At 71.6% G+C, this 11794-nt stretch carries 13 protein-coding genes; 5 read left to right on the top strand and 8 right to left on the bottom strand.

Translation table 11 applies throughout. The annotated features are described in order from the left end of the window. Nucleotides 1–112: 112 nt before the first annotated feature. Complete coding sequence (locus JOE59_RS11660) at nucleotides 113–913, bottom strand: alpha/beta fold hydrolase (RefSeq protein WP_204460680.1); 801 nt, start codon at nucleotides 911–913, stop codon at nucleotides 113–115. A gap of 111 nt (nucleotides 914–1024) precedes the next feature. Between JOE59_RS11660 and JOE59_RS11655 the strand changes: the two genes are divergently transcribed. Together JOE59_RS11655 and JOE59_RS11650 are read left to right on the top strand one after the other, a co-directional pair. After that, on the top strand, nucleotides 1025–1663 hold the full coding sequence (locus JOE59_RS11655; RefSeq protein ID WP_204460677.1) for a TetR/AcrR family transcriptional regulator: 639 nt from the start codon (nucleotides 1025–1027) through the stop codon (nucleotides 1661–1663). A gap of 51 nt (nucleotides 1664–1714) precedes the next feature. Then, nucleotides 1715–3238: an ATP-dependent DNA ligase gene (locus tag JOE59_RS11650; RefSeq protein WP_204460675.1), complete on the top strand. Its 1524-nt coding sequence runs from the start codon at nucleotides 1715–1717 to the stop codon at nucleotides 3236–3238. Nucleotides 3239–3253: 15 nt separating this feature from the next. On the opposite strand, the gene JOE59_RS11645 is transcribed toward JOE59_RS11650, so the two are convergent. The 3 genes from JOE59_RS11645 to JOE59_RS11635 all read right to left on the bottom strand — a co-directional run bounded on the left by JOE59_RS11645 (nucleotide 3254) and on the right by JOE59_RS11635 (nucleotide 5212). Beyond that, nucleotides 3254–3574, bottom strand: coding sequence for a hypothetical protein (locus JOE59_RS11645; protein WP_204460674.1), 321 nt, complete (start codon nucleotides 3572–3574; stop codon nucleotides 3254–3256). Next, on the bottom strand, nucleotides 3571–4194 hold the full coding sequence (locus JOE59_RS11640) for a dihydrofolate reductase family protein (protein WP_204460673.1): 624 nt from the start codon (nucleotides 4192–4194) through the stop codon (nucleotides 3571–3573). The genes JOE59_RS11645 and JOE59_RS11640 overlap by 4 nt, the downstream gene beginning before the upstream one ends. 67 nt (nucleotides 4195–4261) lie before the next feature. Further along, nucleotides 4262–5212 carry an NAD(P)/FAD-dependent oxidoreductase gene (locus tag JOE59_RS11635; RefSeq protein ID WP_204460672.1) on the bottom strand — a complete coding sequence of 317 codons (951 nt, stop codon included), beginning with the start codon at nucleotides 5210–5212 and terminating at the stop codon, nucleotides 4262–4264. A gap of 65 nt (nucleotides 5213–5277) precedes the next feature. On the opposite strand from JOE59_RS11635, the gene JOE59_RS11630 reads away from it, so the two are divergent. Beyond that, nucleotides 5278–5853 carry a helix-turn-helix domain-containing protein gene (locus JOE59_RS11630; protein WP_204460671.1) on the top strand — a complete coding sequence of 192 codons (576 nt, stop codon included), beginning with the start codon at nucleotides 5278–5280 and terminating at the stop codon, nucleotides 5851–5853. Between the two features lie 92 nt (nucleotides 5854–5945). Beyond that, entirely contained in the window at nucleotides 5946–6833 is an 888-nt protein-coding gene (locus JOE59_RS11625; protein ID WP_204460670.1) for an intradiol ring-cleavage dioxygenase, read from the top strand. Here the strand turns inward: JOE59_RS11625 and JOE59_RS11620 are convergent, their stop codons facing one another. From JOE59_RS11620 to JOE59_RS11610, 4 genes are all read right to left on the bottom strand, one after another. After that, nucleotides 6834–7352, bottom strand: coding sequence for a gluconokinase (locus JOE59_RS11620; RefSeq protein WP_239560221.1), 519 nt, complete (start codon nucleotides 7350–7352; stop codon nucleotides 6834–6836). It lies immediately after the preceding gene. 55 nt (nucleotides 7353–7407) lie between these two features. Further along, complete coding sequence (locus tag JOE59_RS11615; protein WP_307837039.1) at nucleotides 7408–9573, bottom strand: ATP-binding protein; 2166 nt, start codon at nucleotides 9571–9573, stop codon at nucleotides 7408–7410. Nucleotides 9574–9638: 65 nt separating this feature from the next. Continuing rightward, the gene (locus JOE59_RS18775; protein WP_239560219.1) at nucleotides 9639–9878 is read right to left on the bottom strand and encodes a hypothetical protein; all 240 of its coding nucleotides are present in this window, start codon (nucleotides 9876–9878) and stop codon (nucleotides 9639–9641) included. Between the two features lie 32 nt (nucleotides 9879–9910). Next, nucleotides 9911–10810 (bottom strand): class I SAM-dependent methyltransferase, encoded by a 900-nt coding sequence (locus JOE59_RS11610; RefSeq protein ID WP_204460665.1) that lies wholly within the window; start codon nucleotides 10808–10810, stop codon nucleotides 9911–9913. 180 nt (nucleotides 10811–10990) lie between these two features. On the opposite strand from JOE59_RS11610, the gene JOE59_RS11605 reads away from it, so the two are divergent. Next, entirely contained in the window at nucleotides 10991–11782 is a 792-nt protein-coding gene (locus tag JOE59_RS11605) for a siderophore-interacting protein (RefSeq protein ID WP_239560217.1), read from the top strand. Nucleotides 11783–11794: the final 12 nt, after the last annotated feature.

Here is an 11794-nt window from a genome sequence, read left to right as displayed (position 1 = left end):
AGGTGCGCGCAGACCGCGCTCGATGACCGCGGAGCAGAGCTCGACGCGATCGACCACCTAGGAGTGAATCAGAGTACCCATCGAAGAGACGACAACGCAGACGTGCCAGACGTTATTCCCGAGCGGCGGCCCGATCAGCGGCAGCGTGCACGAAGGCGGCGAGTTCGGCCGCCATCGACTCGGGCTCCCACCCGTGCTCGCTGCCCGGCATCGTCTTCCAGGTGGCGCCGGGGATCGCCGCGGCGATGGACTCGGCGGCGGGGGTCATGACGTCGTAGGTCTGCTCGCCGACCATCGCCAGCACCGGCACCCGGATGCCGCCGAAGAGCTCGGTGTGGGGCGCGGACTCGGCCCAGGCGAGGGACTCGCCGTCAGGTCGCAGGCTCGGCGCCTGATCGATCATGGCCGGGATGCTGCGGACGATCTCGAGGATCTCGGGCGGCATGTCGCGCATGTACGCGTCGAGTGCACCGCTGTTCTCGCCGGCGTCGAGCAGGCGGTTCACCTCGTTCGCCCATTCGCGCCCGCCGCTGTCGGGCGGCGCGAGCGGTGCCTCCCAGAGCGCGAGGCCGTCGACGGCGAGGCCGGCGACCGCGGCCCGCAGCGAGATGGAGCAGCCGGATGAATGGCCGCAGAGCACCGCGCTGCCGCCGGCGGCCTCGATCAGCGCCTCGATCGCGGCGAGCTCGCGGTCGAGGCTGATCACGCCGTCTGCGGCGCTCTCGCCCCGGCCGACGCGGTCGTACACGATCGCCGTGACGCCGAGGCCGGCGAGGAGCTCGGCCGTTCGGGTGGTCTCTGGGTCGATCCTCCGCCACGGGCCGGCGCCGGCGACGAAGACGAGTGCGGGCCCGGTGCCGTGGCGATCGTAGGTGATGCGATCTCCGGCAGCGGAGGTGACGAACTCGGACATGGTGGCTCCTTCTTCTGGAGAGCGTCTTGGAGAGAGGTGCTCGAACTGGACTGACCGGTGTGATTCAGTCAAACTAGACTGTCCAGTACTGCGCGTCAAGAGGAGAGAGCCATGGCCACCACGAATGAGCTGCCGCGTTCGGAGCGGAAGCGCCGCGCGATCCTCGCGGCCGCCGAAGACCTCTTCCTTCGGAATGGCTACCTCGGCACGAGCATGGACGAGCTCGCCGAGCTTTCGGAGGTCTCGAAGCAGACCGTGTACGCGCACTTCGGCAGCAAGGAGTCGCTGTTCGTGGAGCTCGTCTCGTCGATGACCGCCGGGGCGGGCGACGGCCTGCACGATCTCGACGAGCACCCGGCGCCCGACGGCGATGTCACCGGCTATCTCGAGCGCTATGCCGCCGATGAGCTCGCCGTCGTGATGACGCCGCGTCTGCTGAAGCTCCGCAGGCTCGTGATCGGCGAGGTCGAGCGATTCCCCGACCTCGCGCGGGCGCTCTACGAGAACGGACCGGCGCGCGCCATCCGCTCGCTCGCGATCACGATGTCCGCGCTGGCCGAGCGGGGCCTGCTCTCGGTCGACGAGCCGATCGAGGCGGCGACGACCTTCAACTGGCTCGTCATGGGCGCCCCCATGAACGAGGCGATGCTGCTCGGCGACGGGGCGATCCCCGATGCCGCGGCGCTGCGGCGCCACGCCGCGCACGCCGCACGCGTCTTCGTCGCGGCGTACGGAGCCGGCGCGCGCTGAGCGATCGTCGGCGACCGCCCGCGTGTCGGTCGCCGGTGGGAGACTGGCCCCGTGCTGCTCGACGAACTCGCGCTGACCGCCGACACCGTCGCCTCGACCCGCTCACGCCTCGCGAAGGTCGACGCGCTGGCCGAGCTGCTGCGCCGGCTCGAACCCGACGAGATCGCGCCGGCCGTCGGCTTCCTCGTGGGCAAGCCGCGGCAGGGCCGCGTGGGCGTCGGATGGCGCGGGGTCGCCGCCGCGACCGGGCAGCCGGCTGCCGCGCCGTCGCTCACCGTGGGTGAGCTCGACGCCGCGCTCGACCGGCTCGCCGCGACATCCGGGGCGGGGTCGTCAGGGGAGCGGGCGCGTGAGCTCGGCGAGCTCATCAGTCGCGCGACCGATCGCGAGCAGGCGTTCATCGGCGGCGTGCTGCTCGGCGAGGTGCGCACGGGCGCGCTCGAGGGCGTCGTCACCGAAGCGATCTCCCGGGCGGCCGATCGCCCTGTCGACGCGGTGCGCCGTGCCGCGATGCTGTCGGGCGACCTCGGCGAGACCGCGCGGCTCGCGCTCACGGGCACCGAAGCCGAGCTCGTGGCCATCGGCCTCGTCGTGGGCCGGCCCGTGCTGCCGATGCTCGCCGCCACCGCCTCGAGCGCTGCAGCAGCGCTCGAGACCACCGGTGAGGCATCCGTCGAGTACAAGCTCGACGGAGCCCGCATCCAGGTGCACCGCGCCGGCGACGAGGTGCGCGTCTTCACCCGCAACCTCGCCGACGTCACCCGGCGGCTGCCCGAGGTCGTCGACGTCGTGCGGCGGCTGCCGGTGCACGACGTCATCCTCGACGGGGAGACGCTCTCGCTCGACGAAGACGGCGCACCGCGGCCCTTCCAAGACACGATGTCGAGCTTCGGCGCCGAGGCGGCGAGCGAGACGGTGCTGCATCCGTGGTTCTTCGACGTGCTGCACGTCGACGGGCGCGACCTGCTCGACGAGCCGCTCTCGATCAGGCTCGCCGAGCTCGAGCGCATCGCGCCGGCGCACCGCATCCCTGGTGAGGTGACCGCCGACCCCGAGGTCGCCGAGCGGGTCTCGCGCGATGCCCTTGCGGCGGGGCAGGAGGGCGTGGTGGTCAAGGCGATCGGTTCGCCCTACGCGGCGGGCCGACGCGGCTCGAGCTGGATCAAGGTCAAGCCCGTGCTCACCTACGACCTCGTGGTGCTCGCGTGCGAGTGGGGGTCTGGCCGGCGCACGGGGTGGCTCTCGAACCTGCACCTCGGCGCCCTCGACCCGGTCGGCGAGTTCGGCGAGCCCGGCGGCTTCGTGATGGTCGGCAAGACCTTCAAGGGACTCACCGACGAGCTGCTGCGCTGGCAGACCGAGCGGTTCCCCCAGATCGAGACCCGGCGCACCGAGCACACGGTGTGGGTCGAGCCGAGCATCGTCGTCGAGATCGCGATCGACGGCGTGCAGCGGTCGAGTCGTTACCCCGGCGGCATCGCGCTGCGGTTCGCGCGGGTCAAGCGGTACCGCGACGACAAGACGGCGGCCGAGGCCGACACGATCCAGACACTGCGAGGGCTGCTTCGCGGCTGAGTGCGAAGCGGCGCATCACGGCGTGATCGAGTCGACGAAGTCATGCGCTTCGCCCGCGACCTCGCGCCAGCGGTCGACGCCGTCGTCGAACGGCACGACCGCCCATTCGCGCATCGGGCGGCCGCGCATGACCATGTTGTCGAGCTCGAGTTCGTCGATGCGCGCCTCGGGCAGCTTCACCACGAGGCTGCCGCTGTTCGCGACGAACGCGAAGAGCTTGCCGCGCACGGAGACGCCGTCGGAGCCGAACATCCGGCCGATCGCGACATCGGGGCGCGCCAGCAGCGCGGGCGCGATCTCGTCGAGCCGGGCACGTCCGGTCTCCCGCTCGCTCATGCCCCGGCCTCATCGATCGTGCTCATGTCGACGCCAGTGACCGGCTCGCCCGCCCGCTCGTAGACGAGCTGGATCGACCCCTTCGGGAAGGCGACCGGAGGCTCGACGAGCGAGAATGCGGCAGGAACCGTGCCGTCGGCGAAGAGCCGCTTGCCGGTGCCGAGCGCCAACGGGTAGAGCCAGAGGTTGATGCGGTCGACGAGGTCCTCCCGAAGCAGGGTGCGCACGAGGTCGCCGCTGCCGAAGACGTGCGTCTCGTCGAAGCGTTCGCGGATGCCGCGCACCTCGGTTGCGACATCCGTCACGACCGTCGTGCCGGCCCAGGACGGCTCGGTCAGCGAGTGCGAGGCGACGAACTTCGGCACGGCAGAGAACCTGGCACCGATGTCGTCCGATTGGAACGGCCAGTACGCGGCCCAGATGTCGTAGGTCTTGCGGCCGAGCAGCAGGGCGTCGACGCGCTCGATGTTGGCGCCGATCGCCGCACCCGACTCGGCATCGAAGTATGCGCCCTGCCAGCCGCCGAATGGGAACCCGCCCTCGGTGTCCTCATCGCGGCTGCCCGGCGACTGGTAGACCCCGTCGAGCGTGACGAACAGGTCGACGACGATGACTCCCATGGCGAGCTCCTTCCCCTCCGCTCCCCATTGTTCGCCGCAAGGCTCGTGAGGGGAACCCCCTTCGAGCTCAGCCGGCGAGGGACACTCGGATCTCCTCCTCGATGAGGTCGGCGTTGATCGCCGCGCCGGCGAAGTTGCCGGCCCCGGCGGCGATCGGCACGCTCGCGCCCGGGTTGACGACGTTGCCCGCAGCCCAGAGGCCGGGCACGCTCGTGCGGCCGGTCGGGTCGACGCCGACCCAGTCCCCGTCGCCGAACGCGGGGGCGGTCGTCGCGCCGAGGCCGGTCAGCAGGGCGTCGTTCGGAACGGGCCGGGGGCCGAGGAAGATCGCATCGAGGTCGGTGGTCGAGTCGTCGGCGAGACGGATGCCGCTGAGCCGACCGGCCTCGTCGGCGGTCACGCTCGCCCAGGCTCGCGGTTCGACCGAGATGCCGCGCGCGAGGAGGCCCGCCACATCGTCGTCGGCGAGCTCCGCTTCGTTCGTGAAGAACGTGACCGACGGCGACCACTGCCGGAGCAGCTGCACCTGGTGAAGGCTGCGCGGGCCGGTCGCGAGCACGCCGATGCGGAGGTCGCGCACCTCCCAGCCGTCGCAGTACGGGCAGACCACTGCGCCCGTGCCCCAGTGCTCCACCAGCCCGGGGAGGTCGGGCAGCTCATCGCGCAGGCCGGTCGCCACGAGCAGGCGGCGAGCGGTGAGCCGTTCACCGGATTCGAGGGTCACGGCGAAGCCGGGTGCGCCGTTCGCGTCGTCGGCGATCGCCTCGGCGCCGGCGACCTCCGCCGTGCGCACCACCCCTCCGTAGCGTGCGACCTCCTCGCGCCCGCGCTCGAGGAGCTCGAGCGGCGACCAGCCGTCGCGACCGAGCACGCCGTGCATGTGCGCGGCGACGCCGTTGCGGGGCGCGCCGCCGTCGAGCACGAGCACGCGCCGCCTGGCGCGCACGAGCATGAGCGCCGCGCTGAGTCCGGCGCTGCCGCCGCCGACGATGATGACATCCCATGGTTCCTGTTGCATGCCCCCAGCCTCGCGGTAACCTGGGCACGCGGCAACGATTGTTGCCGAAACGGCAAGGAGTGCGGATGGCCCACGACCTCGACACGATGCTGAGCGCCGTCGCGCCGAGGCTCCGCGAGCTGCGCCTTCGCCGCGGGTACACCCTCGCCGAACTCGCCGCCGAGACCGGCATCTCGACGAGCACGCTCTCGCGACTCGAATCCGGCCTGCGGCGGCCGACGCTCGAACTGCTCATCCGCATCGCGGCGGCCTACCGGGCGAACCTCGACGACCTGGTCGGAGCGCCGCAGATCGCCGACCCCCGCGTGCACCCGAAGCCGTTCTACCGGAACGGCAGGGCCATCATCCCGCTCACCCGGCAGAACCCCGACCTGCACGCCTTCAAGATGGTCCTGCCGGGGCATCCCCCCGATGAGCCCGTGGCCCAGCGGGCCCACGACGGATACGACTGGATCTACGTGCTCAGCGGCCGGGTGCGGCTCGCACTCGGTGACGAGGAGATCATCCTCGAGCCCGGCGAGGCCGCCGAGTTCGACACCCGCGTGCCGCACGGCCACGCGAGCGCGTCGACCGAACCCGCCGAGATCCTGAACCTCCTGAGCGTGCAGGGTGAGCGGGTGCATCTGCGCACCGGGGACTGAGCGCGACAACATAGGCGTCTCATCGGCGTCGCACAGCACGACCATTGCGCGGCTGCCCATGCTGGTGCTCTGATGAGACCCGAGGAGCAGCCATGACGAGCGACCCGCCCGCGACCGATCCACGCTGGCTCGACGAGCACGGCAACGAGATCGATGAAGACCACCGCGGTCTCGTCTACGACATCCGCACGCTCGTCGATCGGCGCCGCATGCTCGGCATCTTCGGTGGCATCGGGCTGACCACACTGCTCGCCGCCTGCGCCGGCAGCGACCCGGCACCGAGCGCGAGCGCCACCGCGACCGGCACGGCGACCGCGACGCCGAGCCCATCGGCGTCGGCCGCGGCATCCGGACCCCTCGACGAGGTGCCCGACGAGACCGGAGGGCCGTACCCCGGCGACGGCTCGAACGGCGTCAACGTGCTCGACGATTCGGGCATCGTACGCAGCGACATCCGCTCGTCGTTCGGTTCGTCGACGACGGTCGCGCAGGGCGTGCCGCTCACGATCGAGCTGACGGTGCGGGATGCCGCGACCGGCAGTGCGCTCGTGGGCGCCGGCGTCTACCTCTGGCACTGCGATCGTGACGGCGACTACTCGTTGTATTCGCCCGGCGTCGAGAACGAGAACTACCTGCGCGGCGTGCAGGAGACCGACGCGATGGGCACCGTGCGCTTCACCTCGATCTACCCCGCGTGCTACTCGGGCCGGTGGCCGCACATCCACTTCGAGGTGTACTCCGACGTGGCGAACGCCGTCGCGTCGGGCCCGATCGTGAAGACCTCGCAGATCGCACTGCCCGAAGAGGTCAACGACCTCGTCTACGCGACGAGCGGCTACGAGCAGAGCGTGCGGAACGTGTCGCAGGTGAGCCTCTCGAGCGACAACGTGTTCCGCGACGACGGCGGCATCCACCAGATCGCGAGCATGTCGGGTTCGGTCGCGGGCGGCTACACGGCGTCGCTCACGATCGGGGTGTGATCACCGGGGCGACCGGGGCGACCGGGCGAACCGGCGAAGGGCGGTGACGGTGCGGTCGACGATCGCGGCGAGATCACCGGCGACGTCGACCGTGACACCGGCCTCGTCGGGGGCGAGCGCCTCGAGCGCGGCGAGTTGCGAGTCGAGCAGGCTCGCCGGCATGAAGTGGTCGGTGCGCGCCGCCGCACGCGCGGCGAGCAGTTCGCGGGAACCGTGCAGGTGCACGAACACCGTGGACGGCGCGGCGTCGCGGAGCCGGTCGCGATACGTGCGCTTCAGCGCGGAGCACGCCACCACGACCCCCGTGGTCGAAGCCTCGAGTTCGGCGCCCACCAGGTCGAGCCATGGCCCGCGGTCGGTGTCGTCGAGCGCGACGCCCGATGCCATCTTCGCCACGTTCGCAACCGGGTGCAGGTCGTCGGCGTCGCGGAACGGCACGCCCAGCCGTTCGGCGAGCAGCCGGCCCACGGTCGACTTGCCGACCGCCGAGACGCCCATGACGACGATGCGAACACCCATGCCGCAGTTCTAGCAGGTGCGCACCCGTCGTCGCCGCGGATCGTGACCGGGCTCGTCACCGCGCGGCCGCACCGAGGCGCTCGCGGATCGCGGTCTGATTCGCGCGATCACCCGCGGAGTCGGCGAACCCGAGCGCCTGCTCGAGCAGGACGGCACGCCGCGACGGCTCGGCCCGGTCGGCCTGCAGGATCAGGCTGCGCGTCGTGCACCGCACATCTCCGAGGCGCCGGAAGACGTCGACGAGTTCGTCGATGCCGGTCGCCACGCCCGGAACCTCGAGCATCTGCTGCACGAGCTCGGCGTGCGCGAGTTCGTGGTCGTTGTGCGTCGCTCGCGCGTACTCGGCGCACTCCGCCGCCCACGCGACCGCCTGCTCGGGCTCGAGACCCGATTCCGCCGCCGTGAGGGCCATCATGTACCGTGCGTTGCTGACGTGGGTGGCGTCGCCCGCCCGGGCGTACGCGCGCATCGCGGCATCGAACTCGGCGATGGCCGCCGCCGCGTCGGCGAGCCCGGGGCCGCGCACGGCGATGCCCCGCATCTGGTGCACGGCGGCGAGCTCCCAGTCGTCGTGCAGGGCGAGTGCGAGGCGCTCCGCGATCGCGAGATGGCCGACCGCATCCTCGGTGCGACGCCGATACGCGGCGGCGAGACCTGCGAGATGGTGCGCCGCGAGCTGCGACCGGTCGTCGTCGGCGATCGCGAGGGCGCGCTCGGCGAGCTCGTCGACGAGTTGCACGTCGAAGTACGAGAGTGCGTTGCCGATCGCCAGCAGCTCGTCGGCCGAGGCCGACGACAGCAGGCGGTCGTCTCGTGCCGCCATGGCGAGCGTGCGCACGCTGTCGACATCCGATCCGTACTGCTCGATGCCGATCGCGAGGTCGGCGGCGAGCGGCAGGGCGCACGGATGCCCCGCTGCCAGTGCCCAGCGCAATGCCGCGTTCACCTCGGGGCACATGTGGGTCGACAGGCTCATCGCCTCGTGGCTGTCATCGGTGCGGGCGTGCACGACGAACCTCGATGCGAGGTCGGCGTGGTACTCGGCGTGCCGTGCGAGCACGTCGCGCACGTCGGTTGGGTCGCTGCGCGCCAGCACGTACTCGCGCAGCACCGCGAGCAGCCGGAACCGGCGCGGATGCCCGCCCGCGGGCACGAGCATCGAATGGTCGAGCAGGCGGAGCACGACGCCCTCGGCGCCGGGGTGCGTCACGGCGGCGGCCAGGTCGACGTCGAAGGTGCGGGGGAGCGCGCCGAGGCGGCAGAGCACCTGCTGCTCGTCGTCGGTGAGCAGGTCCCACGTCCAGTCGAACGCCGTGTCGAGGGTGCGGTGCCGGCCCACCGGCACGGCGCGGTCGAGGGTCGCGAAGTCCCGCTCGAGGCGGGAGGCGAGTTCGGCGAGGGAGAGGTGGCGTGCGCACGCCGCGGCGAGCTCGATCGCGAGCGGCAGCCCGTCGAGCCGCGCGGCGATCTCGCCGGCGAGATCGCGTTCGGCAGGGGTGGTGACGAGGCCCCGGGCGCCCAGGCGCTCGAGGAGCATCTCGGTCGCCGCGGCATCCGTGCTCGACGCGTCCAGCGGCGCGAGGGTGTGCACGCGCTCGCCGGCATCGCCGATCGGGGTGCGCGAGGTGGTCAGCACCCCGAGCCCCGGGGTGCTCGCCAGCAGGCGGCCGACGACCTCGCCGACCGTCGGCCCGACGCGGTCGACGTTGTCGAGCACGAGCAGGTAGGGGCGGGCGCCGAGCGCCACCGCGAGGGCGGCGGTGATGTCGGCGCCCTGACTCGACTCGAGGTCGAACCCGCGAGCGATGCGAGCGACCACGTCGCCCGATTCGGCGTGCTCGAGTTCGACGACGACCGGTGCCCGCTCGCCGTGCCGCCGGCTCGCGAACTCGAGTGCGAGACGCGTCTTGCCGACGCCGCCGGGCCCTGCGATCGTCGCCCATCCGCTCTCGTCGACGAGGGCGGCGACCGCGTCGAGATCGGCGACGCGGCCGACGAAGGCGTCGCGCGGCAGCCGAACGGATGCCTCGTGCCGCTCGCCCGCCGCCGCGACGAGCGCTGCCCTGCTGTCGGCGCCGAGCTTGCGCCGGAGGCTCGCGATGTGGCTCTCGACCGTGCGCACGGAGATGAACAACTCCGCTGCGATCTCGGGGTTGCTGAGGCGCCGCTCGATGGCGGCGAGCACCGCGCGTTCGCGGGGCGTGAGCGATTCGCCCGCCACGACGCCCAGTGTAGGCGCGAGGATCGCGCGCCGCACTGGGCGGGTGGTGTCGTCGGGGGCTCGGGTCACGACGCGACTGGGGCGGGCCCTCCGCCGTGGCCGGTTCCGAACATGGCGGTCGCCGACAGCGCGAGGCGTCGACGCCACCGCACGAGGAACGGCGGGCGCGAGATATCCGTCACGTGCGGCTCCGCGTTCTCGGCGGCGCGTTCGGCGATGAGCCGGCGTTGCTCGAGCTCGCGGTACAGGCGCTCCTCGCCGCGGTGGTGCAGTTCGAACACGAGGTAGTCCTCGCTGAGATACATGATCTTCCTTTCGGGGGAGATGCCGACCGTGGTCAGGCTCGGCGGGCGGTGACCAGCAGGTACTCCCACTGCAGGGCATCGCCGGTGGTGCGGAGACCGTGGGAACGGGCGAGCTCGACGAGCGCATCGTCGAGGGCGCGAACCTGGTCGGGGTCGTCGGCGATGCGGTGGTACACCGCGATCGTCGGTCCGTAGTTCCGCTTGAAGTAGTCGCGGAACTCCTCGGGTGAGTCGAAGTGATCGACGGTGACGGTCTGCCGTCGAGCTTCGACGTCGTCGACGCCGTCGCCGAGCAGTTCGCGGACGTGGGCCTCGTCGCCCCAGAGGGGCGCGGGCTCGGCGCCCTCGGGCAACGGTGCGGCGAACGGCTTCATGGTCTTGAACATCTGGCCGATGAAGCCCTCGGGCGTCCAGCTCAGCACGCCGATACGACCGCCGGGGCGGGTCACGCGGAGCAGCTCGCCGGCCGCGCGACGGTGGTGCGGCGCGAACATGACACCGACGCACGAGACGGTCGCATCGAAGACGGCGTCGTCGAACGGCAGCGCCTCGGCATCGGCCTCGCGCCACTCGAGCTCGGCTCCTGCCTCTTGCGCGCGGCGTCGGCCGGCGTCGAAGAGCTCAGGGGCGAGGTCGCTCGCGATGACGGCGCCGCCGCGGAGCGCGGCCGGGATCGCCGCGTTGCCGGAGCCCGCCGCGACGTCGAGCACACGATCGCCCGGGCGCACGCCGACCGCGTCGACGAGCACCGGGCCGAGGCTCCAGATGAGATCGGCGGCGAGCGTCGGGTAGTCGCCGGACGCCCACATCGCACGGTGCTTCGTCTTGAGCACACGGTCGGCCGTCGTCGGGTCGATCGTGCTCGAGCCGGACTCCGGCGGTGCGGTGGCGGTGGGGACGGATGCGGCCTGGGCGGCCGGTGATTCGGTCATGGTGGTCTCCTCGACGCACTCGTGGGTGGGGATGATCCGGCAATCGTGCGCGCTGATGGTCGCGGCCGCATCCGTGCTGCACACTGAGGTTTTCTCAGTGCTCACGCTGGGTGGATCTTGCGGTGGTGCGTGCTGGTCGTCGACAGATAAGGTAAGCATTACCTAACTAAGGAGGCTCCGTTGGCGATCAGCAATATCGAGATCACGCACGCGACGACCGGTGTCGTCGAAGTGGAGGTCGCCCGCGCGGCGCGCATCTCACCGCATTTCGTGCGGCTGACCGTCACGGGCGACGACCTCGTCGGGTGGCGCCATCTCGGCTTCGACCAGTGGTTCCGCCTCGCGGTGCCCGTCACCGACGGCGCGAGGTTCGACAACCTCTCGGGCACCTACGACATGGCCGGCTACCTGCGCTACCTCACGCTGCCGCGGGCCACCCGGCCGGTGATCCGCAACTACACGGTGCGCGAGTTCCGGCCCGACGAGCTCGAGCTCGACATCGACTTCGTGGTGCACGGCGATGGCGGCGTCGCCGGACCATGGGCGGGCAGCCTGCCCATCGGGGCATCCGTCGCCCTCATCGACCAGGGCTGCGGTTTCCGCCCGGTCGAGGCTGACCGAACGCTGTTCGTCGGTGACGAGAGCGCGCTGCCGGCTGTGCTCGGCATCCTGCGCGACCTGCCGCGCGATGCGCGCGGCGATGCCCTCATCGAGCTCGCCGACATCGACGACCGGCAGCATGTCGAGGCACCCGACGGTGTCGACGTGCACTGGATCGTGCGGCGGCCGGGCCAGGCGCCCGGGGCTGCCGTGCTCGATCACCTCCGGCAACTGCCGGAGTTCGAGGGCTCCGTGTACGCCTTCGCGGCGGGGGAGTCGAAGCTCGCGACGGGTGCGCGGCGGCACCTGGTCGGTGAACGCGGCGTGCCGAAGGGCAACGTCACCTTCTGCGGGTACTGGCGCGCGAACTGACGCTCGGCCGGG

The sequence above is a fragment of the Agromyces cerinus genome, assembly GCF_016907835.1.
Classification (GTDB): Bacteria; Actinomycetota; Actinomycetes; order Actinomycetales; family Microbacteriaceae; genus Agromyces; species Agromyces nitratus.
Note: the sequence above shows the minus strand (reverse complement) of the source record. Positions and strands in the feature narration are given on the sequence as shown.

What these genes read in the sequence shown, in the direction of transcription:
- JOE59_RS11645 (WP_204460674.1), bottom strand. Translation starts at nt 3,574, where the DNA reads ATGAGCGAGCGGGAGACCGGACGTGCCCGGCTCGACGAGATCGCGCCC.
- JOE59_RS18775 (WP_239560219.1), bottom strand. Translation starts at nt 9,878, where the DNA reads ATGTATCTCAGCGAGGACTACCTCGTGTTCGAACTGCACCACCGCGGC.
- JOE59_RS11625 (WP_204460670.1), top strand. Translation starts at nt 5,946, where the DNA reads ATGACGAGCGACCCGCCCGCGACCGATCCACGCTGGCTCGACGAGCAC.
- JOE59_RS11655 (WP_204460677.1), top strand. Translation starts at nt 1,025, where the DNA reads ATGGCCACCACGAATGAGCTGCCGCGTTCGGAGCGGAAGCGCCGCGCG.
- JOE59_RS11630 (WP_204460671.1), top strand. Translation starts at nt 5,278, where the DNA reads ATGGCCCACGACCTCGACACGATGCTGAGCGCCGTCGCGCCGAGGCTC.
- JOE59_RS11660 (WP_204460680.1), bottom strand. Translation starts at nt 913, where the DNA reads ATGTCCGAGTTCGTCACCTCCGCTGCCGGAGATCGCATCACCTACGAT.
- JOE59_RS11620 (WP_239560221.1), bottom strand. Translation starts at nt 7,352, where the DNA reads ATGGGTGTTCGCATCGTCGTCATGGGCGTCTCGGCGGTCGGCAAGTCG.
- JOE59_RS11640 (WP_204460673.1), bottom strand. Translation starts at nt 4,194, where the DNA reads ATGGGAGTCATCGTCGTCGACCTGTTCGTCACGCTCGACGGGGTCTAC.
- JOE59_RS11610 (WP_204460665.1), bottom strand. Translation starts at nt 10,810, where the DNA reads ATGACCGAATCACCGGCCGCCCAGGCCGCATCCGTCCCCACCGCCACC.
- JOE59_RS11635 (WP_204460672.1), bottom strand. Translation starts at nt 5,212, where the DNA reads ATGCAACAGGAACCATGGGATGTCATCATCGTCGGCGGCGGCAGCGCC.